At 63.0% G+C, this 23770-nt stretch carries 21 protein-coding genes; 15 read left to right on the top strand and 6 right to left on the bottom strand.

The features are described 5' to 3' along the window. Positions 1-198: 198 nt before the first annotated feature. The 3 genes from AC1Q5P_RS07790 to AC1Q5P_RS07780 all read left to right on the top strand — a co-directional run bounded on the left by AC1Q5P_RS07790 (position 199) and on the right by AC1Q5P_RS07780 (position 6736). Positions 199-3606, top strand: a complete 3408-nt coding sequence (locus tag AC1Q5P_RS07790) for a hybrid sensor histidine kinase/response regulator (RefSeq protein ID WP_492518635.1) — start codon at positions 199-201, stop codon at positions 3604-3606. After that, positions 3596-4525, top strand: a complete 930-nt coding sequence (locus AC1Q5P_RS07785; RefSeq protein ID WP_193826760.1) for a response regulator transcription factor — start codon at positions 3596-3598, stop codon at positions 4523-4525. Before AC1Q5P_RS07790 ends, AC1Q5P_RS07785 begins: the two co-directional genes overlap by 11 nt. An 81-nt stretch (positions 4526-4606) precedes the next feature. Beyond that, positions 4607-6736, top strand: coding sequence for a penicillin acylase family protein (locus AC1Q5P_RS07780; RefSeq protein WP_492518634.1), 2130 nt, complete (start codon positions 4607-4609; stop codon positions 6734-6736). On the opposite strand, the gene AC1Q5P_RS07775 is transcribed toward AC1Q5P_RS07780, so the two are convergent. Genes AC1Q5P_RS07775 through AC1Q5P_RS07760 form a run of 4 tightly spaced genes read right to left on the bottom strand, consistent with a single transcriptional unit; the run spans position 6724 to position 10901 of the window. Further along, positions 6724-7284, bottom strand: coding sequence for a nucleotidyltransferase family protein (locus AC1Q5P_RS07775; protein WP_492518633.1), 561 nt, complete (start codon positions 7282-7284; stop codon positions 6724-6726). The two genes, AC1Q5P_RS07780 and AC1Q5P_RS07775, sit on opposite strands and share 13 nt — an antisense overlap. After that, the gene (locus tag AC1Q5P_RS07770; RefSeq protein ID WP_492518632.1) at positions 7281-8219 is read right to left on the bottom strand and encodes an XdhC family protein; all 939 of its coding nucleotides are present in this window, start codon (positions 8217-8219) and stop codon (positions 7281-7283) included. Before AC1Q5P_RS07770 ends, AC1Q5P_RS07775 begins: the two co-directional genes overlap by 4 nt. A 46-nt stretch (positions 8220-8265) precedes the next feature. Further along, positions 8266-10428, bottom strand: coding sequence for a xanthine dehydrogenase family protein molybdopterin-binding subunit (locus AC1Q5P_RS07765; RefSeq protein ID WP_492518631.1), 2163 nt, complete (start codon positions 10426-10428; stop codon positions 8266-8268). After that, positions 10425-10901 carry a (2Fe-2S)-binding protein gene (locus AC1Q5P_RS07760; RefSeq protein WP_492518630.1) on the bottom strand — a complete coding sequence of 159 codons (477 nt, stop codon included), beginning with the start codon at positions 10899-10901 and terminating at the stop codon, positions 10425-10427. The genes AC1Q5P_RS07765 and AC1Q5P_RS07760 overlap by 4 nt, the downstream gene beginning before the upstream one ends. 188 nt (positions 10902-11089) lie before the next feature. Here AC1Q5P_RS07760 and AC1Q5P_RS07755 point away from each other — a divergent pair, with 188 nt between their 5' ends. The 6 genes from AC1Q5P_RS07755 (at position 11090) to AC1Q5P_RS07730 (ending at position 15303) form a co-directional block, all read left to right on the top strand. Beyond that, entirely contained in the window at positions 11090-11770 is a 681-nt protein-coding gene (locus AC1Q5P_RS07755; RefSeq protein ID WP_062346222.1) for a TetR/AcrR family transcriptional regulator, read from the top strand. A gap of 88 nt (positions 11771-11858) precedes the next feature. Continuing rightward, positions 11859-13034, top strand: a complete 1176-nt coding sequence (locus tag AC1Q5P_RS07750) for an amine dehydrogenase large subunit (RefSeq protein WP_492518629.1) — start codon at positions 11859-11861, stop codon at positions 13032-13034. Beyond that, the gene (locus AC1Q5P_RS07745) at positions 13031-13591 is read left to right on the top strand and encodes a MauE/DoxX family redox-associated membrane protein (protein WP_492518628.1); all 561 of its coding nucleotides are present in this window, start codon (positions 13031-13033) and stop codon (positions 13589-13591) included. Before AC1Q5P_RS07750 ends, AC1Q5P_RS07745 begins: the two co-directional genes overlap by 4 nt. Then, complete coding sequence (locus tag AC1Q5P_RS07740; protein WP_492518627.1) at positions 13591-14193, top strand: thioredoxin domain-containing protein; 603 nt, start codon at positions 13591-13593, stop codon at positions 14191-14193. Before AC1Q5P_RS07745 ends, AC1Q5P_RS07740 begins: the two co-directional genes overlap by 1 nt. A gap of 38 nt (positions 14194-14231) precedes the next feature. Further along, positions 14232-14774 (top strand): methylamine dehydrogenase light chain, encoded by a 543-nt coding sequence (locus tag AC1Q5P_RS07735; RefSeq protein ID WP_062346216.1) that lies wholly within the window; start codon positions 14232-14234, stop codon positions 14772-14774. A gap of 10 nt (positions 14775-14784) precedes the next feature. Next, complete coding sequence (locus tag AC1Q5P_RS07730) at positions 14785-15303, top strand: cytochrome C (protein WP_427463330.1); 519 nt, start codon at positions 14785-14787, stop codon at positions 15301-15303. Here AC1Q5P_RS07730 and AC1Q5P_RS07725 read toward each other — a convergent pair whose 3' ends face one another. Next, the gene (locus AC1Q5P_RS07725; RefSeq protein ID WP_427463329.1) at positions 15304-15918 is read right to left on the bottom strand and encodes a TetR/AcrR family transcriptional regulator; all 615 of its coding nucleotides are present in this window, start codon (positions 15916-15918) and stop codon (positions 15304-15306) included. It lies immediately after the preceding gene. A gap of 182 nt (positions 15919-16100) precedes the next feature. On the opposite strand from AC1Q5P_RS07725, the gene AC1Q5P_RS07720 reads away from it, so the two are divergent. The 6 genes from AC1Q5P_RS07720 (at position 16101) to AC1Q5P_RS07695 (ending at position 22814) form a co-directional block, all read left to right on the top strand. Beyond that, on the top strand, positions 16101-16862 hold the full coding sequence (locus AC1Q5P_RS07720; RefSeq protein WP_492518626.1) for an SDR family NAD(P)-dependent oxidoreductase: 762 nt from the start codon (positions 16101-16103) through the stop codon (positions 16860-16862). Between the two features lie 40 nt (positions 16863-16902). Further along, entirely contained in the window at positions 16903-18096 is a 1194-nt protein-coding gene (locus AC1Q5P_RS07715; RefSeq protein WP_062346212.1) for an acyl-CoA dehydrogenase family protein, read from the top strand. Next, entirely contained in the window at positions 18096-19163 is a 1068-nt protein-coding gene (locus tag AC1Q5P_RS07710; protein WP_492518625.1) for a phosphotransferase, read from the top strand. Before AC1Q5P_RS07715 ends, AC1Q5P_RS07710 begins: the two co-directional genes overlap by 1 nt. 430 nt (positions 19164-19593) lie before the next feature. Further along, a complete protein-coding gene (locus tag AC1Q5P_RS07705) occupies positions 19594-19794 on the top strand; it encodes a hypothetical protein (RefSeq protein WP_039333932.1) in 201 nt (66 codons plus the stop codon). Between the two features lie 321 nt (positions 19795-20115). Next, a complete protein-coding gene (locus tag AC1Q5P_RS07700; RefSeq protein WP_039334070.1) occupies positions 20116-20301 on the top strand; it encodes a YezD family protein in 186 nt (61 codons plus the stop codon). Between the two features lie 95 nt (positions 20302-20396). After that, positions 20397-22814, top strand: a complete 2418-nt coding sequence (locus AC1Q5P_RS07695) for a TonB-dependent receptor (RefSeq protein WP_492518624.1) — start codon at positions 20397-20399, stop codon at positions 22812-22814. A 72-nt stretch (positions 22815-22886) separates the two neighbouring features. Here AC1Q5P_RS07695 and AC1Q5P_RS07690 read toward each other — a convergent pair whose 3' ends face one another. Then, the gene (locus tag AC1Q5P_RS07690; RefSeq protein ID WP_062341708.1) at positions 22887-23720 is read right to left on the bottom strand and encodes a TIGR00266 family protein; all 834 of its coding nucleotides are present in this window, start codon (positions 23718-23720) and stop codon (positions 22887-22889) included. Positions 23721-23770 lie beyond the last annotated feature (50 nt).

The following is a 23770-nucleotide window of genomic DNA, read 5'->3' as shown; positions in this document are numbered from 1 at the left end:
CTGGCTTGAGCTCTGTTCGCGGCGCCGATGCATTTCTCCCCGGTATTCGATCCGGAATGGGGCGAAGCTAACCGCTGCATGCCGCGCGACTATGGGTCATTTGACGTACTGCAGCGGCCTTCGGGGCGGGTTCGCACCTTTGGGTGTACGTAGATCGGCCCATCCTCTGACGGCGCGGTCTTGGCCACTATCACCTGCATGGAACGAGCCAGGCTGGATTCTGCGGGACGGGCGGCTGCATCGGGCATGTCGCGCTCCACCACGATCGTTCCCGAGCGTCGCTCCTACAATCAGTGGGCGGCGGTCCAGACGCTCGATGACTTCGCACATCGCCATACCGGTGAGGAAGCGCGACAAGGCCCGGCTTCGCGCGTGGTGGCAGCAGCGCTGGGGACGAGTTCCTCGCTGGTCTACGAGGCAATCGGAGCGGCCATCACCGTGCTGTACGGCCTCAAGGTCGGCATTGCGGCGATTGTTACGGGTTGCCTGATCCTGCTCCTGATCGGTCTTCCGATAACCCTGAATGCTGCGCGGCGAGGGATCGATGTCGATCTGATCTCGCGCGGGAATGGCTTTGGCTACCTCGGTTCGACCATCAGCACGCTGATCTACGCCACCTTCACCTTCCTGTTGCTCGCGCTCGAAGCGAGCATCCTTGCTGACGCGCTGCGGCAGGCGACGGGCTTGCCGCTCGAGCTCGGTTACTTTGTCGCGACTTTCGTCGTGGTGCCGCTGGCGCTCCAGGGCATGCGTTTCATCGCACGTTTTCAGGCGTGGACGCAGCCCATTTGGATTGCGCTGCAACTGGTGCCGGTTGCCTACATTGCCTGGAACATTGGCGACGTCGGAGACGTGTGGAGCGGGTTCAACGGGGTATACGCGCCACGCTCTGCCCTCGTTTCGTTCGGTTTTGCGCTTTCGGTCATGCTCTCGCTGCTGCCGCGGATCGGTGAACAGGCCGGGCACCTGCGCTTCCTGCCTCCGCCAGAGCAGATCGGAGTGCAGCGATGGTGGAGCGCGGTGCTGCTCGGCGGTTCGGGCTGGGTCGTGATTGGCGGCCTGAAAATGGCCATCGGCGGGGTGCTGGCAGCCTGGACGATTGGCCGGGGAATTGCGCCCGATGCCGCGGCATCAGTCAGCCGCATCCACGTGCAGGCTTTCGCCGCCATCGGAGGTGGCCGCGAGGCGGGGGTGCTGCTGGTGCTGCTGTTCGCGGTGGTCTGCCAGACGCGTGCGAACCTGACCAACGCCTTTGCCGGGTCGGTTGCGTGGTCGAACCTGTTTGCGCGGCTGACGCAGGGGTACTCTTCCCGCCATGTCTGGCTGCTGTTCAATGTCGGTCTGGCAGCCATGCTGCTGTTCTTTGGCATCACCCGTTCGTTCGACGTGGTGATGATCCTCTATGCAAGCCTTGCAGCAAGCTGGATCGGACCACTCGCGGCGGACCTTGTGGTGTCACGGGCCTTGCGGCTCAACCCGGCTGGCCCCGAGTTTCAGCGGGCTTACCTCTATGATGTGAACCCTGTCGGCATCGGGGCGATGCTGTTGTCGCTGATCGCTTCGGCGGTATGCCAGCTCGGGTTTGCGGGGGAAGTGGCGCAGGCCTTTTCGCCAGTCATCGGGCTGGTCGTGGCATGCCTTGCCGCGCCGCTGCTCGCCGGGCTTACGCACGGGCGTTATTATCTTGCCCGCAGGAGAGAGGCCGGGGCTCCGGCGCGGGTCGCCTGCGTGATCTGCGAGAATAGGTTCGAGCGAGCCGATACTGCACATTGTCCGTTCTATTCCGGCGCGATCTGTTCGCTGTGCTGCACGCTGGAGACGCGGTGCCACGATGCCTGCAAGCAGGGTGCCCGCGCCACCGAGCAGTTCACCAACATCGCCGAGCGCCTGCTGCCGCGCGTCCTGGCGCGCCATGTCCACACCACCACCGGGCATTTCGTTGGCGTGGCCGGAGCGTTCACGCTGGCCAACATGCTGGTGCTGGGCCTGATCGGACGCGAGTATGCGCGCTACTATCCGGCGCTTTCGACCCACGTCTGGTCGATCCTGCTTGCGGTGTTCCTGGTGTTCTTCTTCATGTCGGGCGTGGGCTCCTGGTTCATCGTGCTGGCGCATGAAAGCCGGCGGGCCGCGCTGGACGAGACACGGCGGCATCTGGGGGAACTGGAGCAGGAGATCGTCGCGCATGAAGCGACCGACGCTGCGCTGCAGAAGGCTCGCGAGGTGGCCGAGAACGCCAATGCCGCCAAGAGCCGCTACCTCGTTTCGGTGAGCCATGAGATCCGCTCGCCGCTCAATTCGATCTACGGCTACGCGCAATTGCTGGAGCGCGGGAGCGACCTGAATCCGGGCGAGGTGGGCAAGGTCATCTGCCGGTCGAGCGAGCACCTTTCCAATCTGGTCGACGGGCTGCTGGATATTGCACAGGTCGAGGCGGGCGTGCTGCGGCTGTCGCGCGATACCATCCGGTTGCCGGCGTTTGTCGAGCAGATCGCCAACATGTTCCGGCCGCAGGCGCAGGCCAAGGGGCTGACGTTCCGGCTCGAGACGCCCAAGCAACTGCCCGAGTTCGTGCGGGGCGACCAGAAGCGGTTGCGGCAGGTGCTGATCAACCTGATCTCGAACGCGATCAAGTTCACGCCGGCCGGCTCGGTGACCTTCCGCATCGGCTGGCGCGGCGAGATCGCGACGTTCGAGGTGATCGACACCGGCATCGGCATTGCGCCCGAGGACATGGACCGCATCTTCGGCGCGTTCGAGCGGGGAAACAGCAATTCCGTGGCGGGCCAGCCGGGGATAGGTCTTGGCCTTGCGATCACCTCGACGCTGGTCCACGTGATGGGTGGAGACCTGACCGTCGACAGCACGCTGGGGGAGGGCACGCGGTTTGCGCTGCGGCTGATGCTTTCCCGCCCGGTGACCCAACCGGTGCAGAGCCATCGCGCGGATGTCATCACCGGGTATGAAGGCGAGCGGCGCCGGGTGCTGGTGGTGGACGACGATGCAGCGCAGGCCTCGGTTATCGAGAACCTGCTGCGGCCACTGGGCTTTGTGGTTACCGGTGCGCGCGACGGGGACACCGCGATCGCGCTGGCTGCGGCGACGCGGCCCGACATCGTCTTCATGGACATCTCGATGCCCGGCAAGACCGGGTGGGAGACGGCCGGCCTGCTACGAGCGGCGCACGGCGGTTCCTTGCGGATTGTCATGGTTTCGGCCGACGCGCACCAGTTCAGGCGGGGCGGAGACGGGCACGATCCGCACGACATGTTCCTGACCAAGCCGATTGAACTCGACAGCCTGCTCGATGCGCTTTCCTGGCAGTTGGACCTGACCTGGACCGTGCAGGATGGCAGTCCGCGAAAATCGCCCGCGGCCGCGACGGTGGAACTGCACTTGCCGGCTGCAGCACTGCCTTTTGTACCCGAGATCGAAAGCCTCGCGCGGATCGGCAATGTCCGCGCGATCCAGACCCGCCTCTCAGAGCTTGAGGATGCCGTCCCCGATGCAGCCCGCTTCGTCGCACACCTTCGTTCCAGTCTCGAATGCTTCGATTTCAAGGGCCTGCGCGAAGCCCTCCGACGAGGCGTCGTCAATGTTCAGTGATACCATTGCCGGGCAGGCCGGGCGCGACACAGTGCTTGTCGTCGACGACAATCCCGAATCCCTGCATTTCCTGATCGACACGATCGAACGGGCCGGGATGACCGTGCTGATCGCCACGAATGGTGAGAATGCCCTCGAGCTGCTGGAGCACGTTGCTCCGGATCTGATCCTGATCGATGCGATCATGCCGGGACTGGACGGGTTCGACACGACGCGAGCGATCAAGAAGCAGCCGCGGCTGGCGGACATCCCGGTGATCTTCATGACCGGTCTTACCGAGACCGAACATGCAGTCCGGGCGCTGGACGCGGGCGGAGTGGACTATGTCCGCAAACCCATTGCGATCGAGGAACTGCTGGCGCGGATGCGGGTGCATCTTGCGGGCGCGCGGGTCTCGCAGGCGGGAAGGTCCGCTCTCGACGCAACCGGCAGGCATCTTTTCGCGGTGGACCGTGCGGGGCAGCTGCTTTGGGCAACGCCGCAAGTGGAGCACCTGATGGCGTCGATGGGCGGCGGGGATCGGTTGCCACCGGACTTTGCCGGGCCGGTTGCCCGCTTGATGGCCCTGCGTGACAATCCGGACGCGACCTTGCGTTTCGAGGCCGGGGCGCAGGTCGTCGAACTGGTCCTCGTCGGACCCGTACGTCGCGACGAGGGCGAGGGGCGGGAGGTGCTGGTGCGGTTGAATCTCATCCGCGAAGGCGCCGACCTGGAGCGCCTGCGAGACCGTTATGGGCTGACCCAGCGGGAGGCCGAGGTTCTGCTGTGGATCAGCTATGGCAAGCCCAACCGGGTGATCAGCGAGATCCTGGGGATCAGCCCGCGCACGGTGAACAAGCATCTGGAGCAGGTTTTCGAGAAGCTGGGCGTCGAGACACGAGCGGCGGCGGCGGCTTTCGCGGTGCGGACAATTGCCTGAGGCCGTGCCCGGTTACCGAATTGGCGAAGGGTCCCGCTCTCTTCCTTCGCCATGCTGCGGGAAAGGCGCTAGGACAGGTCGATGACCTTCGGAGCCCTTTCCCGCAGCGCCTTGCTGACCCTTCTTATGGCTGCCCGACCTGCGCACGCAAGCAGCCATGACGTCAAGATAACCCGCGATGACTGGGGCATTGCCCATGTCGATGGCAGGACCGATGCCGATGCCGTATTCGGCGCAATCTATGCGCAGGCGGAGGATGATTTCCCGCGCATCGAGGCGAACCTGCTGACTGCGCTGGGGCGACGGGCGGAGACCGAGGGCGAGGACTTTCTGTGGCAGGACCTGCGACAGCGGTTGTGGATCGATCCGGACGCTCTCAAGCGCGACTATGCGGCTTCGCCGGCTTGGCTGCGCAAGCTCATGGATGCCTGGGCGGCCGGCCTGAACCATTACATCGCGACCCACCCGCAAGACACGCCGAAAGTCCTGACCCGCTTCGAGCCATGGATGGCGCTCTCATTTACCGAAGGATCGATCGGTGGGGACATCGAGAAGGCAGCGCTCAAGCCTCTCGCCGCGTTCTACGGTGGTGAAGCAAGCCCCCTGGCGCTGGCAAGGGAAATGCTGCGGGACGACGAGCCGCGCGGTTCGAATGGGATCGCGATAGCGCCCAAGCGAACGGCGAATGGCAATGCTTTGCTGCTTATAAACCCGCATACCTCGCTCTTCTTCCGATCCGAGCTGGAGATGAAGAGCGGGGAAGGGCTGCATGCCTATGGCGCCTCAACCTGGGGGCAGTTCTTCATCTATCAGGGCTTCAACGAGAAGCTTGGCTGGATGCACACCACCAGCGGTGCCGACAACGTCGACGAATTCGTCGAGACAATCGCGCGAAGGCGGGGCAAGTGGCTTTACAAGCGCGGATCTGCATTCAAGCCGTTCGCGGTGAAGCCGATCGTTCTGCGCTTCCGCAAACCGGATGGAAGCCTGGCCGAGCGAACCTTCCGGACTTACGCCAGCGACCATGGACCAATAGTGCGGCAGAGCGGTGAGGGAAAGAGCCGCAAGTGGATTGCCCTTTCCTTGATGCACCGGCCAATAGCTGCGCTCAGCCAGTCATGGTTGCGCACAAAGGCCCGCGATAAGGCGGAATTTCTCAGGATCGCCGAGTATCGCGCCAATTCGTCGAACAACACCCTGTACGCCGATCGTGCCGGCAATATCGCGCTGCTCATGCCGCAATTCGCGCCCCGTCGGAATGCGAGGTTCGACTATCGCGAACCGGTGGATGGGAGCGATCCTGGCGCCGATTGGAAGGGGCTATATGGGCCGGCAGAGCGGCCTGACGTGGTCAATCCGCAGTCAGGCTGGGTCTACAACTCCAACGATGCGCCGTGGCGCGCGGCAGGGGAAGGCACGCTGAATGCGGCGCGCTGGCCGGCGACGTTCGACCAGGTCGGGGCCAATCCACGCGGCGGCCATGCGCTTGAGCTGCTGGGCAAGGCGCAGGGGCTCGATCTGGAAAGCCTGCGGGCGCTCGCCTACGATCCGCACATGCCGCTGTTCGAAGACCTGATTACGGGGCTGGCGCAGGTGGCTGCAACAGATCCGCTGAGCGGGCCGGTTGCGCTACTCAAGGGCTGGGACCGGCGATGGTCGGCAGGTTCACAGGCCATGAGCCTTGCACACTATTGGGGCGACGAACTGGAGGCTGACGTGCGCAAGTCGCTGCCGCGCACCGGCAACGTCTTCGCCGCGATGCGGGCGACGACGGAGCAGCAGCGCAGGGCGGCGCTTGCACGCGCGGTTGCGCGCTTGCAGGCCGACTTTGGCGGGTGGCAAGTGCCTTGGAGCGAGGTCAACCGCTATCAGCGCACCACTTCGGACATCATCCAGCCGTTCGCTGACCACAAGCCCAGTTTGCCCGTGGCATTCTCTTCGGCCCGCTGGGGTTCGTTGGCATCGTTTGGGACGAAGCAATATCCGGGAACCAGGCGGTGGTACGGCACGAGCGGGAACAGCTTTGTGGCCGTGGTCGAGTTCGGCCCGAAAGTGAGGGCCATGGCGGTATCGTCGGGCGGGGCCAGTGGCCGCGAAGGGTCACCCCATTTCAACGATCAGGCCGAGCTATATGCGGCAGGAAAGATGAGGGCGGTCTACTTCTACCCCGAAGACATTAAGGGGCATGTCGAGAAGACCTATCGCCCCTGAATGATCGCTTCAGCGCGCGCCAGGTCTTCGGGCGTGTCGATATCAAGGGCAAGATGCTGATCCAGCGGGATTGCTGGTGCATCGCGCAGCAGGGCAGCGGCTCCGCGATCACCTTGCAGCGAGCGCAGAGCCGGAAAATGCCGCGCGCCGAAGATGGCAGGAACCATCGTGCGATCGGCCACGCTGGTGCCAATGTGATCGCCATCGAACGCCTGAATGAGATTCTCGAAATGGCTGGTCGGCACGAGCGGCATGTCTGCGAGGGCAATCAAGGCAGCGCAGGCATCGGGAATTTCGCCAATGCCAGTGGCAATCGAGCGGGACAGTGGAGCGCCGATTGGTTCGAGCGCGATCCTCTCGAAGCCTTCGACCTCGGGCGTAGCTTCGGAGCAGATGATCAGCTTTCGCTTGAACGGCAAGGCTGCCAGACGGTCACCGAGGTGCCGGGCCAGTGGCCGGCCTGCAAGCGTCGCGGCAAGCTTGCTGCCGCCGAAGCGACTTCCGCGCCCGGCAGCGAGGAGAACGACGACGATGTCGGCAACTGTCATTGCTCTGCGTCGGCCAGGGATTCGCCTGTCCAGTAGGTCCAATGCGCGAGAGTGTTGTATTCGGCAACGAGTTCGGCGAGCAGGGAAACGGCAAGCGTTGCCGGATCGCGGGTGGAAGGAATAAGCCCGATATGGCCGCGCAGACGCGCGATCTGTTCCAAGGGGACGCCGCTTGCCTGCAAGGCATCAAGCCTTGCGCGATGTGTGCGCCGACTGCCGATGGCGCCGTGGTAGAATGCCGGGAGCGCAAGCGCCTGCGGCAGCAGATGCTCTTCCCAATCGCGCCCGTGAAACAGGAACACGATAGCGGACCAGTGATCGGACGCGGTCAATGGTAAGGTTGAGCGCACCTGGATGCGGGTGGTCGCGATCTCGAGAGCGGCAAGGTCCATGCAAGTGCCGACGTCAGGGGATAGTGCATGAACTTGTGCGCCGAAGGCTTTGGCCAATCTGGCAAAAGCCGTAAGATCTTCGCCTTGGCCCAATGCATGAATGCGCAATGCCGGCTGGTAGCAGTGGGTCAGACATTCGCCATTCCATGGCGCTTCCTGCGCGTCTGCCACCACTGTGACCCGATCGCATTCCAACCGAAGTGCGGCTGGCTGGCGTTCTCCCAGCAAATCGAGAGCCTTGCGGATCGACGCAGTATCCGGGCGAGGCGTGAACAGGAGATCTATTCCCCCACCGCACGGCAGGCGAATGTCGATATAGGGGGAACCGATACCGTAACGGACCACATGCCCCCAGCCGTCGGCCAGCGTTTCCAGTGCCTCCGCCGCCACGGCGTCTTCAATGCAACCGCCTGAGAACGAACCAACCCGTCGACCGTCTGCCGCGACGGCCATTTGCGTGCCAATGCCGCGCGAGGATCCGCCGATCACCGCAACCAGAGTGACGAGCACGGTCTCCACGCCTTCATCCGCACGAGCGGACAAGAAGCGAAGAATGTCTAAGGGAGTCGTCGCGACCATGCGCCGCGGGCTATATCATCTCCAACGGAAGGCGGCGATGCCGTTTTCCTGTGAGCGAGTAGATTGCGTTCGCCAGAGCAGGAATGACCGGAGGAAGAGCCGGTTCGCCAAGACCGGTCGGCGGGAAGTCTGTCTTAACGAATTCGACCACGATTTCTCGAGGCGCCGCATCAATCCGCATGAGGGCGAAGTCCCCGAAATTCTCGGCGGTGATTGCGCCGTTCTCTTGCACGATCTTCTGTCCAACGAGCGCCTGGCCAATTCCATCGATCACGCAGCCTTGCGCCTGGTTCAGCGCGTTGATCGGATTGATGACGTGCGCGCCGATGTCGCCTGCCACCCAGACCTTATCGATCTGGATGTTGCCGTCCTTCATCGAAAGATCAACAATTTCAGCGAAATAGCCAAGGTGGCTGAAGTAGAAGCCGAAGCCGCGGCCCTTTTTGCGGCCTTGCCATCCAGCGGACTTGCACACCGCGTCGATCACGCCGCGCGCCCGGCCGGTGTGGAACTTCACGCGCTCGCCCGGGATCTCGCGCGGTGCCCCGAGGGTGCGGCGCATGAACTCGGGGAGATCGAGCCCTGCGACTTCGGCAACCTCGTCCATGAACGACTGCCACACGAACGACATGGCGTTCGAGGTCGGCGCGCGCAGCCAGCCGGTGGCGAGGTTGGTCGCCATGTAGCTGGCGCCGAGGTCGAGGTTGGGCACGACCGGCGCGGGGAACTCGCTCGGCGCCATCTGCGCGGCGCGGATCGGTTTGCCATCAGCGCCGAACGTCACGAAGTGGTCCTTGAGGGCAATGAGCGCCCCGTTGGCATCGAGACCGGCGGTGAAGCGGTGCCAGCCGGCGGGGCGGTAGAAATCGTGGCGGAAATCGTCCGTGCGGTCGTAGAGGACCTTGACCGGCTTTCCGGGCATGGCCTTCGCGACCTGGCCGGCGATCACCATGTAGTCATTCATCAGGCGACGTCCGAAGCCGCCACCGATCCGTGTCATGTGGATGGTAAGGTCATCGGCGTTCAGGCCGCATAGCTTGGCGGTTTCCTCGCGGCCGCCCGCGGGCGCCTGGCTGGGCGCCCAGATCTCGAGCTTGCCGTTCTGGAACATCGCCGTGCAGTTTTGTGGTTCGAGCGATGCGTGGGCGAGGAAGGGGTATTCGTAGTCCGCCTTGACCACCTTTGCCGCCTTGGCGAGCGTGGCGTCCGGATCGCCGACCTTGAACAGGCTGGCTTGCGGGGCGTTGCCGACGATCTTCGCGGCGTCGGCTTCGTATTTGGCGGTTGAGAAGCCTGTGACGGCAGCGTCGTCCCATTTCAGGCCAAGCTTTTCGCGTGCCTTGCTGGCTTTCCACCAGCTGTTGGCGATGACGACCACCGTGTCGGACTTGCCCTGTGGAACGAAGCCGCTGTTGACGGCGACGACGCCGAGCACGCCGGGGATGGCTTTTGCCGCCGCGTCATCGAACGAGGCGACCGTGCCGCCGTGGGCCGGGCACTTGACGATGGCGGCGTGAACCATGCCCGGGAGGCTGGTGTCGATGCCGTAAAGGGGCTCGCCCTTGACGATCTTCGGCACGTCGACACCGGGCTTGGACTTGCCGATGATCGTGAAGGTCTTCTCGTCCTTCAACTGGACCTTGGCGAGATCGGGCGGGGTTTCGGCAGCGGCGGCCCTGGCCAGAGAGGCGTAGGTCAGGCTCTTGCCGGAGGACGGCTGGACCACGGCACCCCTGGCCGTGGTGAGGCTGGCGGGATCGACACCCCACTTCTTTGCTGCAGCGGAAACAAGCATGGCGCGGGCTGCGGCGCCGACCTGGCGCATGGGTAGCCAATTGCGCGGTGTTGCCGTGCTGCCTCCTGCGGTCTGTACGCCATAGATCTTTTCGTTTGCATCGGTCTGCTCGATGCGAACCTGCTCCCAGGCGATGTCCATTTCCTCGGCGATCAGCATGGGCAGCATGACCTTTACGCCCTGTCCGATCTCCGGGTTCTTGGCACCGATGGTCACGGTATTGTCGGCATTGATGCGGACGAAGGCGTTGAGGACGTCGGCGGGTGCAGTGGCCGTTGCAGCGGCGAGGACGACCGAAGCGTCGAGAGTGAGTGCCGTGCCGCCAGCCAGCGAGGCGGCGATGAACGAGCGGCGGGAGAGGGTCAACTGGTCGCTCATGCTGCAGTCTCCTCAGCCGGAAGGCCTGCGGCGGTGCGGATGGCGGCGCGAATGCGCATATAGGTTGCGCAGCGGCAGATGTTGCCGCTCATCCAGCCGTCGATATCGGCCGGTGTAGGTTTCGGGTTCTGCTTGAGCAGTGCGGTGGCGGACATGATCTGCCCGGCCTGGCAATAGCCGCACTGCGGCACGTCGAGCGCGACCCATGCGTCCTGCACGCGCTTGCCGAGCGCATTGAGGCCGATGCCCTCGATCGTGGTGATCGACTTGCCGGCGGCATCGGCAATCGGCGTCTGGCACGAGCGAACGGCATCGCCATCGAGGTGAACGGTGCAGGCACCACACAGGCCAGCGCCGCAGCCGAACTTGGTCCCCGGCATGTCGAGATCTTCGCGTATTACCCAGAGCAAGGGCTTGTCTGCTTCGGCTTCGACAACGCGTTTGCGGCCGTTTACGGTGAGGGTAATGCTCATCGCCTGAAATCCCTGGATGATCCGGAAGGGCAAAGCGGGACGCCTGATGGCACCGGCTTGTGACTTCCGGAATCTGGACAGGCATCCGGTGTGGGTCAAGCGCCTTGTTGGGCAAGTAACCGTTGGGCGGCAATCGGTGCAAGCGCGACCTTGGTCTCTGGACGGCGCGGTGTTATGCGCGGTGCGTAATGGCTGCGCTTCCCGAGACCTTAGACACCGACTTGCCATCCGCCCGGCGGCCGGGAACCTACGCTCGTGGGACGGAGACGGTCGACGCGATCATCAAGGCGGCGCTGCGCGTCCTGATCGATGAGGGGGCAGGGGCCTTTACCATTCGGCGGATCGCTGCGGAATGCGGGATGAAAGTGGGGAATGTCAGCTACCACTTTCCCAAGAAGGAACTGCTGATCCAGACGCTGCTCGATGACATCATCGGGAACTATGACAAGCTTCTCGAGCGCACCGTCCGTCAGCCTGGTCTCGACGCCGAGGAGCGGCTGCGACTGATCGTCGTCATGTGCCTCGACGACATCGCGGGCAAGCGAACCACCAGGCTGTTCACGGAGCTGTGGGCTCTGGCCAACCACAACGAATTCGTGGCCGACCGTGTGCGCCTGTTCTATCAGCGCGTGCACGAATTCATCGCGGAGTATATCGCTGAACTGAACCCGTCACTGAGCGCGCAGGAGGTCCGCGATGTCGCGCTGTACATCAGTGCGTCCATGGAGGGGGCGACGCCTTTCCTCGGATACCAAAAGCCTTGGGCCTCGCGGATGAGCGCCTATACCGCAATTGCGACACATGCGCTGGTATCGCTTGCCAAGTCGATAACTTCGGCAGAAATTGCGGGCTTGACCAACCGCAGGTAGCGCATCGTTTCGCACACGCAAAAAAGGCGTTGACCGAATCTGGACATGCGTCAAGTCTCTGCCCTGCGGACTGGCAAAGGGGGCCGAGATGACGCTTCAACGCAAGGTGGCGCGAGTTGTTCTGGGTTCGATGCTGACCGGAGCGCTGGCAGGTCTTCATGCCATGCCGCCATTCGCCGAAACCGTGGTGCCGGAGGCCGAAGAGCCAGGCGTGATGACCTTGGAGCCGCCCAAGGCAAGCTGGTTCTACGTCCGTGGCGGCTGGGGATCGGCAGGTTCGAGCATCTTCGACGCTGGCACGGGCAAGATGGTCGGCATGGTCAACACCAGCCGCGATTCCGATATGGCGATCGACCCATCGGGCAAGTTCTACTACGTTGCCGAAACAATCTGGTCCAAGGTCAACCGTGGCACGCGCCAGGATCTGGTTTCGGTCTACGACAGCAAGACTCTGAAGCTGGTAAGCGAAATCCCCACGCCGGGGCGCCTGATCGTCGGCGGGTTTACGACCAACTTCGTGCTGACTGACGATGGCAAGACCGCCTACGACTACAACTTCGATCCGGCCTCGTCGGTGAACATCATCGACATGGTGAAGCGCAAGTTCGTGCGTGCGGTGGAACTGCCGGGGTGCGCGGGGATGATTCCCAATCCGGGCGTGGGGTTTTCCTCGCTCTGCGCAGACGGCACGATCGCGACCGTGGCCATCAAGGGCACAACGCAGGACATCACGCGGACCGAGCCGTTCTTCGACGCTGCGGCAGACCCGATCTTTTCGAACACCGTCTATGATCGCAAGAAGAAGCAGGCGGTGATGGTCAGCTATACCGGCCTGATCCGCACGGCTTCGATCGGTGCCAAGGTCGAGGTCAGCACGCCGTTTTCGATCCAGGAAGCGGGCGGGATGAAGTCCGCCGATGTCAAGCCGCTCGATATTGCCTGGTATCCCGGCGGGATGCAGCCAGTTGCGCTGCACAGGCCCAGCGGCACGCTGTGGGTACTGATGCACAAAGGCGAATACTGGAGCCACAAGGAAGGCGCCGAGGAAATCTGGGGCGTGGATCTGGCGGCCAGGAAGCTGGTCAAGCGCATTCCCGTGGAAGGCAAGCCGGGCAACATCCAGATCACGCAGGACGATGCGGCCATGATCATGGTCAACGGCTACAAGGGCGATGCGCAGGTCATTGATTCCAAGACAGGCGAGGTGAAGCACGAGATCGAAAACGCCGGTGGCGGCTTGATCACCGTCGTGGAGCCGATGTGATCACCGGCGACGCCTTGAGCATGCAGACAGCAATGGGGATCGCCGGCACGGCAGGCGCGATCGGTGTTGGCGCGGTGTTCGTTGGCGCTGGCATTGCAAAGTTGCGCAGCCGGCGGATATTTCCCGGCGTCGTCGCCAACTATCGCTTGCTGCCGGAGGCATTGGTTCCGGTGGTCGCGGCGACGCTGCCTTTTGCCGAAGTGGCGGTTGGGGTTGCGCTGATCGGTGGCGTTCGCCTTGCAGCAGTGCCGGCTGCTCTGTTGCTGCTGGTCTTTGCGGCGGCCATGGCGATCAACATCGGCCGGGGCCGTTCGCACATCGATTGCGGGTGCGGCCGGTCTGAACTTCGTCAGCCCCTCAGTCGTGCGCTCGTCACACGCAACATCGTGCTGGCTCTGCTGCTGGTTCCCGCGCTGCTGCCACAGCCGCAGTTCGCTTCGGCACAATGGCTGATCGGCCTAGCCGCTGGCACGGCACTTTATCTTCTAACCCTTCTGGCCAACGCATTGGCTGCGCTGGCGCAAGGGCCTCTCGCCATGGAAAGGAATTCGCGATGATGACGGCACTGATCGTTGGGCAGGTCCTGTCATGGCTGGTGATCATCGCCCTGGTGGTGGCGCTGCTGGCGCTGGCGCGGCAAGTGGGCGTGCTGCACATGCGGGTGGCTCCGGCGGGCGCCTTGCAGACCAGCGGCGGGCCTGCGGTCGGGGGCAAGGCTCCTGCGGTTCCGGCGCACACATTGGATGGCAAGCACGTGATCGTTGGTGGACCTGATAAAAACGTGCCGCTTCGGCTGTTGATGTTCGTCTCGGCAACGTGCCCGCTGTGCAAGGGCCTGATCCCGGCGGCGCGCTCCTTTGCCAAGGACGAGCGGGTTGAACTGACCTTCGTCGGCGACGACGACGCACAGGTGCAGCGGGGGCTGATCGCGGCGCAGGGGCTGGAAAGCTACCGCTTCATCAACGGACCGGAGGTGGGGCAGGCGTTTGAGGTGGGCAAGCTGCCTTACGCGGTGCTGCTCGATGCGGACGGCACGATCCTGTCAAAGGGCCTGGTAAACAGCCGCGAGCATCTCGAGAGCCTGGTGGTGGCGCATGAAATGGGGATCGCCACGGTGCAGGATTACATCGGCAAGCTGAAGACTGTCGCTGCGGCCTGATCGGTCACGCGCATCCAAAGGATCATAGGGGGCATTCGATGAAGCGTTTCAATCCCGATGCGATGGGCGAGAAGCTTTTGCGGCGCTTTGCTGGCGGAACATCGCGTCGTGGCATCCTTGCGCGGATGGGGGCGGCGCTGGTGGCGGCGCCGGTCTTCCCGCTGCTGCCGGTGAGCCGCGCCGAGGCGGCCAAGCCTGATCGTTCGCCCGAAGCCAAGACCGCGTTTGCGCGCAGCGCGCAGACGACCGACCAGACCAAGTGCAATTACTGGCGCTATTGCGCCATCGATGGCGCGCTGTGCACCTGCTGTGGCGGGGGCATCCATACTTGCCCGGCAGGCGCCGAACCATCGCCGGTTTCGTGGGTGGGTTCGTGCATCAATCCGGATGACGGCAAGGCCTACATGATCGCCTATCGCGATTGTTGCGGAAAGCCCGCCTGCGGCCAGTGCAATTGTGACAATATCGATCGCGAGACGCAGCTCTATCTGCCGCAGCTCAACAACAATATCATCTGGTGCTTCGGTACGAGCAGCATGGAGTATCACTGCTCCACCGCGATGATGATCGGCGCGGCCTGAGGATCGGGCGATGCGCGTGTTGGCCTTGGCCGGAGTTATCGCGGCGCTGGCAATTGCGATGCCTGCGGTATCTGCGGGCGATCCGCGCGCCGAGACGGTTGCGAATGGACTGGCGGCGATCGGCGATCCTGAGCTGGCCAAGGCCGATTATGTCGAACATTGCGCCGGGTGCCACGGGGTGCAGGGCCTTTCTGCGCCAGCCAGGCTGCCGGAATTGCGTGGGCGCGTAGGCTACATGATGTGCACGGCCGATACCCGCGCCTATCTGCTGCGGCTGCCAAACATCGCCAAGAGCCGGATCAGCGACAACCAGCAACTGGCTGACATGCTCAACTTCATGGTCTTCGGCCTTGGCGGCACGAGCGTCTTGCCCGGCACGAAGCCTTTCACGGCGGCGGAGGTCGGCTATGAGCGTCAGTTCGCGCTGACCTCGGCCTCGCTGGTGCGTGAGCGCAAGCGGCATGTGGAAACGGCGATCGGCAAGTGCGGCGCACCTGCCTCGTTTCGCAACTTCTACAACGGCAATTGATCAGCGCGGAGCAAGGCCCGCTGTGAGGAAGTCGACCAGCTTTACGGCAATCTCGCGCTCGGGCAGTTCGCCTTCGGGGCGATGCCAGCGGGAGGGGCCATTAAGTGCGCTCGCCAAGGTGAGCGCCGCGAGCTTGGGGTCGCACGGGGCGGCGGATCCATCGGCTATCGCCTCGGCGACAAGCTCGCGCAGTGTTGCGTCGATGCGGCGCTTGCGAAGGCGTATCGTCTCACGGGCGTCTGGCGACAGGGCTTCGTTGGCCGTCAGGATGTTGCAGCGGCCAAAGTCGTTCATGTTGATCTCGGCATAGTCGATCAGGAACGCGCGCAGACGCTCCAGGCCGAGGCCATGGATCAATCGCGCCTGTTCGGCTGCGGCGAGCAACTGGTTCATGCCAATGGTGAGGCATTCGATCAGCACCTGCTCCTTGTTGCCGAGGTAGTGGTAGATCGTCGGCTTCGAGATGCCGAGGCTGGCGGCCACGTCGTCCAGCGAAGTCTGGTGATAGCCGCGCGCGTTGAACATGCGCACTGCAGCGGTCAGCACGGCCATGCGCTTGGCTTCACGTTCTTCGCTGCGTTCTGCGGCGGTCTTGAAGGGCGATCGTGGGGCCAAGGACGGTACCTGCGTGTTCTGCCAGTTGGAAACTCGACGCGAGCGGCGCTTTTGTCGCGCGCAGGGTAGGGCAGTCTTGCGATTGACACCATACCCAAAAGAACAATACCTACTCGTGAGTATATATTGTTCCAGTAGGTCGGGAAAGCTTCTGGCTTGCTGCTGATAGGATTGGATTGGCTATGGAAATCAATGATCTGGCTGCGATCGTAACCGGTGGTGCTTCCGGTCTCGGCGGAGCGACTGCGGCGCGACTCGCTGAACTTGGCGCGAAAGTTTCGATCTTTGATTTGAACGAAGACCTGGGGCGGGCGCACGCGGCAACCATCGGAGGCAGCTTCTTCAAGGTTGACGTGACCGACGAAGACGCGGTCGAAAACGCCATTCTTGAAGCTGAGGCGATGAACGGCAAGGCACGCATTCTGGTGAATTGCGCCGGGATCGGCCCGCCGGCCAAGGTCATCGGCCGCGATGGCAGGGCCATCCCGCTCAAGGATTTCAGCAAGATCATCCAGATCAATCTGGTCGGCACGTTCAACGTGCTTTCGAAGTTCGCGGCCCGCATCTTCGATGCCGAACAGGTTGGCGAGGAGCGCGGCGTCATCATCAACACCGCCAGCGTCGCAGCGTTCGAAGGGCAGATCGGGCAGGCCGCCTATTCTGCGTCAAAGGGCGGCGTTGTCGGCATGGCGCTGCCGATTGCGCGGGAGTTTGCGCGCTACGGCATCCGCGTGAACACGATCGCGCCGGGTCTGTTCCTGACGCCCCTGCTGCAGTCTCTGCCGCAGGAAGCGCAGGATTCGCTGGGGAGCCAAGTCCCGTTCCCGAGCCGTCTGGGCAAGCCCGAAGAATACGCGCGCATGGTCGAAAGCATCGTGACCAATCCGATGCTCAACGCCGAGGTCATCCGCCTTGACGGCGCAATCCGCATGGCGCCGCGCTGATACGATCATCAACCGATCCTGCGATTGAGGAGTAGAGCAAATGGCAACTGGCATCGGCATGGACGCCGCATTGGAAATCGCGGATCGGGTAGAGCGGTTCGTTCGCGAGGAAGTGATCCCGTACGAGAGCGATCCACGTCGTGACGATCACGGCGCGCCGCTTGACGAGATGGTCATGGAAATGCGCGAGAAGGCCCGCGCGGCGGGCGTGCTGACGCCGCACATCCTGGCCGATGGTCGCCACCTCAGCCAGCGCGAGACGGCAGTCGTGCTGATCCGTTCGGGACTCTCGCCGCTCGGCATGCTGGCAGTGAACACGCAGGCGCCGGACGAGGGCAACATGTACCTGCTCGGCAAGGTTGGCAGTCCCGAACTGAAGGAACGGTTCCTCAAGCCGCTGGTGTCGGGCGAGGCGCGGTCGGCGTTCTTCATGACCGAGCCTGCGGAGACCGGCGGAGCGGGTTCCGACCCTTCGATGATGCAGACGACCTGCCGCCGCGACGGCAACCACTGGGTGATCAACGGGCGCAAGGCGTTCATTACCGGTGCCAAGGGTGCCAAGGTCGGCATCGTCATGGCGAAGGACGAGGAGGGCGGGGCGTGCATGTTCCTCGTCGACCTGCCCGATCCGGCGATCGAGATCGTGCGCGTGCCGAACACCATCGACAGCAATATGCCCGGCGGCCATGCGGTGATCGACATCAAGGATCTTCGCGTTTCGGCAGACCAGATGCTGGGCGAGCCGGGCGAGGGCTTCAAGTATGCCCAGGTTCGCCTGAGCCCGGCGCGCCTATCGCACTGCATGCGTTGGCTCGGCGGCTGCATCCGCGCGCAGGAGATCGCTTCCGATTATGCCAACAGGCGCATGGCGTTCGGCAAGCAGTTGATCGATCACGAAGGCGTGGGCTTCATGCTGGCCGAGAACATGATCGACCTGAAGCAGGCCGAACTGATGATCGACTGGTGCGCAGGCGTCCTTGATACCGGCTCGCTCGGCACGGTCGAAAGCTCGATGGCCAAGGTTGCTGTGTCCGAGGCGCTGATGCGCGTGGCCGACAAGTGCGTGCAGGTGATGGGCGGAACGGGCGTCACCTCCGACACGATCGTCGAGCAGATGTTCCGCGAAGTGCGCGCGTTCCGCATCTATGATGGCCCGACCGAGGTCCACAAGTGGAGCCTTGCCAAGAAGATCCGCCGCGACTGGCGCCACGCACAGGCGGGGACGGCACACTGATGGGCGGCACGGCGCAGGAGGCAAATGCCGGCACCACGCCGGTTCGCGAGGGCTACCGCTTCGATGAGGCCGCGCTTGCGAAGTGGATGGAGGCCAATGTCGAGGGCTTTTCGGGGCCGCTTGAGGTGGAGCAGTTCAAGGGCGGGCAATCGAACCCGACCTACAAGCTGATCACGCCAGGCCGCGCCTATGTCCTGCGCCGCAAGCCACCAGGGCCAGTGCTGAAGGGGGCACACGCGGTCGAGCGGGAGGCCAAGGTCCTCTTGGCTCTCGGGTCCGTTGGCTTTCCGGTGGCGCATGTCCATGGATTGTGCACCGATGAAAGTGTCATTGGCAGCTGGTTCTACGTGATGGAGATGGTCGAGGGCCGCATCTTTTGGGATGCGACCTTTCCTGACGTTTCCCGCGAAGAGCGGCCGGCCTATTTCGACGCGATGAACGCAACGATCGCGCAATTGCACTCGATCGACCATGAATCTGTGGGGTTGGGCGACTACGGCAAGCCTGGCAACTACTTCGTGCGCCAGGTCGGCCGCTGGTCGAAGCAGTACCTCGAGGACGAACTTGCCGGGCGGGATCCGAACATGGATGCCTTGGTCGATTGGCTGCCGACAGCCATTCCCGAAGGGGACGAGACCAGCATCGTTCACGGGGACTTCCGCTGTGACAACATGATCTTTCACCCCACCGAACCGCGTGTGATTGCCGTGCTCGACTGGGAGCTGTCGACGCTGGGGCATCCACTGGCCGATTTCGCTTATCACGCGATGATGTACCACATGCCGCCCAATATCGTGGCCGGGCTGGAAGGGGCGGACCTGGCAAAACTGAACATTCCCGGCGAGGCCGAGTACGTCGCTGCCTATTGCCGCCGGACAGGGCGAGACTCGATTGCGTCGTGGGATTTCTATGTCGCCTTCAACTATTTCCGGCTCGCCGCGATTTTCCACGGCATCAAGGGGCGCTACCTTCGGGGTACTGCCGCATCAGCGCATGCCAAGGACCGTGCGGAGGCATTTCGGGTACTCGCGCGGCTGGCGAGAGAAGCCATGGAGCGCTGCCGGTAGGTGATTGGTTCGAATCCGAACCTTAACAGTTCTTGGTGATTTGCGGTCTGCGCCGATCCTTTCGTCCGTCGAGCGCATGTTTGCTTTGTCGCTCTTGTGGGGAAAACCCGCTGCTGATTCGGCGGCTGAAGCATACTGGAAAGCAGGTGCAAAAGCGCGGAGGCACCGCGCCTGTCGATACTGCCAAAGCGGAGGCGATTGATTCTGGCGGCGGCAGGTCGCCGGCATGTTGCAGCGCAAAGGAGGGGGCTGACTAACTGTCAGAGAGGTAAGTAAATCTCCGTGGCTACGTCCTGCATCTGCCTCCAGCTCGGTTTCCGGTTGTTCATTTCCGGTGCAATCTTCCCTTTCTGCCTGCAAATTCGCGGTTAGGAGTTGGCATGCAACAGGGTCCGTCCGGTTGTGCGGGGCAACAGGAACAGTCTACGCCATGCAGGTAGCAGCCAAGCCACTAGTCGAAGTTTTCGAAGCCCTGTCGACTGCGCTCGACGAACTCGACACGCACGGTGAGGCTATGGCCGCTCTCCATCTCGCCATGGCAGTGGAATGCCTCGCTCACAGGCTGGAGGACGACGAACCGCACGCTCCGCGGAGGGCGCCGCCGATACTGCGTCTGATCAAGAACGACTGAGCCGCCGGGACGGGGTGTCGAAAGCTCCAGCAGGGCTGCCGCGCGAACTGTCGCGCGCTGACGCCCGTTCGTCGCATGAGCATTGTCTATCTCTTCGATAGAGTTAATCGAACTGGACGGCGCCAAGTGCGCGACAGCCTATCGCATCGGCAAAAGGAAAGCTTTGAGCCGTAACAGACGAAGTTTAATGTCTACTAAAACACTTGAGTATAGAAGCTGAGCAACGGCGACGATTCGCCGGAAACCGCGCAGGAAAGGGGCAAGGCAATCATGCGAACACAATCGACGGGCACCCTTCGCGCCAACAGGATCGAACGGGAGATGACCGAACCCACCAAACCAGGAGCTGGCAACCAGGGTGAGTCCGAACGCCATCTCGAAGAAAGCATTGCAAGCGTGCGCGAAGCCCTGACCGGGCTGCGCTACGGGGCCGTGCAACTGACCGTCCATGAAGGGCGTGTCGTCCAGATTGACGTGACCGAGAAGCGACGGCTCAAGCCGAACTGATCGTTCCACGCAGCCAATACCAATAAACAAGCAGAACTACCGCACCGCTGACCGGACCACCGGAAGCATCGTTCGGGAACACATGAGGTCCTACGATGAATTTCCGCGTCCTTCTTGCGGGTGGCGTTGCGCCGCTCGCCCTGGCTTCGCATGGCGTCTACGCTGCCGAAGCGCCTGCCACCACCACCAACGCCGCAGTGCCCGCACCCGAGGACGCCCAGACGACTTCCGTCGGAACGGGGGCCAGTTACAGCGGCGAGATTGTCGTTACCGCGCGTCGGCGCCAGGAAACAGCGCAGGATGTGCCGCTGGCAATTTCTGTCGTCGGGGGCGAGCATATCGACAATACCGGCGCCTTCAACGTCGGCCGTTTGCAGCAGTTGACGCCAACGCTGCAGTTCTACTCATCGAACCCGCGCAACACTGCGGTGAACATCCGTGGCCTTGGCGCGCCGTTCGGCTTGACCAACGACGGCATCGAGCAAGGCGTCGGCATCTATATCGACGACGTCTACAACGCGCGGGTCGCCTCGGCGACGTTCGACTTCCTGGACGTGAAGCAGATTGAGGTCCTGCGCGGGCCACAGGGCACGCTCTACGGCAAGAACACTACAGCCGGCGCGATCAACATCACCACCAACCAGCCGACCTTCGACTTTGAAGGCAAGGCGGAAGTAAGTTTCGGCAACCTGAATTTCGTGCAGGCGAAGGCTGCGGTGTCTGGGCCGATCACGGATACTCTGGCAGCGCGCTTGGCGGTGTCCTCAACCAACCGCAGAGGTACGATCTACAATGTGACGTCGAAGCAGTGGGTTCAGGGGCAGGACAACCTCGGCCTGCGGGGCCAGCTGCTGTTCAAGCCGAGCGACGCGCTGAGCATCACGCTCGCCGGTGACTATAGCGAACAGGACGCCGCCTGCTGCGGTTCGGTCTATGTCCGGACCGGAACCACGCAGCGCGCTGCCGATCGTCAGTTTGCAGCGCTTGCCGCGGCACAAGGCTATACCGTGCCGAGCACCAATCCGTATGACCGGCTGACCGACCTCGACGCCACCCTTCAGGCGGGCAACAAGATCGGTGGAGTCTCGCTCAAGGCCAAGTGGGACATCGGGCCGGGTACGCTGACCTCTGTCACTGCCTGGCGCTTCTGGGACTGGCAGCCTCAGAACGACCGTGACTTTACCGGTCTGCCGATCGTCACAAAGTCGCAGAACCCGTCGCAACAGGATCAATACACGCAGGAGCTGCGCTACAACTACAGCGGCGATCGCCTTGATTTTGTGCTGGGAGCCTTCGGGTTCTACCAGCGTATCGACACGCAGGGCACCGAGCAGCATGGCAGCGCGTCGACCAAATGGAACCTTGCGCCAAGCAATGCCCTCTATAACTCCAACGTGCTGAACGGGCTGACGGCGCTCAACACGCAGTATCTCAAGAATACCAGCGTGGCGGTTTACGGGCAGGCGAGCTGGAAAGTGACGCCGGAACTGACCCTGCAGCCGGGCGTGCGCGTGAACTATGACAAGAAGGACGGCTTCTACCAGCGGCGCGTCTTCACGGCCTCGGGCAGCGAAATCCTGATCGACGGAACGACCAGCCCGGTGAAGACGGCGCAACTCGGCATCTTCACGCCGCAGACCATCTCCCCCAAGTTCAGCGACTGGAACTTCAGCTACGATTTTACCGCCAGCTACAAGGTCGCACCCGGCATCCTGTTCTATGCTACGTACGCCAAGACCTTCAAGTCAGGCGGCATCAACCAGAACGGGGTGCCCACGGATGCCGCGAACAACCCGATCCTCGGGGCGGCTACTGTCAAGCCGGAATCGGTGCAGCACTACGAAGCAGGCCTCAAGACCGAGTTCTGGGACCGGCGGGCCATCCTCAATCTGTCGGCCTACCGCACGGACATCAAGGACTATCAGGCCAACGTGAACAACGGCCAGTTCGGCGTTCTGCGCGGCTATCTCGCCAACGCCGGAGCGGTTCGCTCACAGGGAGTCGAGGCCGATTTCTCGGTCCGGCCGAGCGAGCGCTTCAATGTCTATGTGAACGGAGCCTACAATGACGCCACTTACCGCAAGTTCGTCGACGCTCCGTGCCCGCCGGAGCTTTCGGGCGGAGCCAGTAGCCCCGCCAACTGCGACATTTCGGGCCAGCGCCTGCCTGGTGTATCGAAGTGGTCACTGTCCTTCGGGCTTGAAGCCAATGCTCCAGTCACGTTTCTCGAGCAGGAGGGGCAGGTCTACTTCGGCTATGACGGCAGCTATCGCTCGAACTTCTCGTCGAACCCGACGCCCTCGATCTACACTTGGGTTGATGGTTATTCGCTGTCGAACTTCCGCGTTGGCTTCCGCACTGACGACAGGTTCGACATTTATGGCTGGGTGCGCAATGCATTCGACCAGAATTACATCGACCAGCTCTTCGTCGGCCCAGGCAATACCGGCCTGATCGCGGGACTCCCGGGCGATCCGCGCACTTGGGGCGTAACCTTGCGCAAGAGCTTCTGAGGCCGAAACACCCCGCAGCGCATTCGGTACTCAAGGGCCGGTGGAGCATTCCACCGGCCTCTTTTCGGATCGTCAGTTGTTGCCGCCGATGAAATCGCCCAGTTCGCCCAGAATCGAACCTTCGCCCCGGTTCTGTCCACCACGCGAACCGGCTGCGGCGAGCATCCGGCCGGCCAGGCGGGAGAAGGGCAGGGACTGGATCCAGACCTTGCCGGGACCGCGAAGGCGGGCGAAGAACAGGCCTTCTCCGCCGAACAGGACAGATTTCACGCCGCCTGCGGTAACGAGGTCGAAATCGATGCCAGGCGTATAGGCGGCAAGGCAGCCGGTATCGACGTGGAGTTCCTCGCCGGGGCGCAGTTCCTTCTCCACCAGCGTGCCGCCCATCTGCACGAAGACCCAGCCATCCCCGTCGAGCTTCTGCATGATGAAGCCTTCGCCCCCGAACAGGCCGGTCATCACGCGGCGCTGGAAGGCAACGCCGATGGAGACGCCGCGCGCGGCGGCGAGGAAGCTGTCCTTCTGACAGATCAGCGTGCCGCCCACGTCCGACAGCTTGATCGGAAGGATCGCGCCAGGAGTGGGCGAGGCGAAGGCCACGCGCGCCTTGCCCGAACCATTGTGCGTAAAAACGGTGGTGAACAGGCTTTCGCCGGTCACGAGCCTCTTGCCCGCACCGAGCAGCTTGCCCATGAAGCCGCCCTGCTGATCGGCACTGCCATCGCCGAATACGGTGGTCATCCCGACTGAGCCGTCCTTCCAGACGAGGGCACCAGCTTCGGCGACCGCGCTTTCGCCGGGATCGAGCTCGATCTCGAGAAACTGGAGTTCCTGCCCCTTGATCTCGAAATCGATGTCGTCAGCAATGCTTGCGCTACGGTGATGGGCCCACGGACTGTTGGACATTGAGGTCTCCCAAGGATTGATGTGCGTAGATGTAGCAATCCACTACGCCG

This window comes from Novosphingobium sp. GW835-FHT14H07, from assembly GCF_058793515.1.
This window is presented reverse-complemented; position numbering and strand designations above follow the sequence as displayed.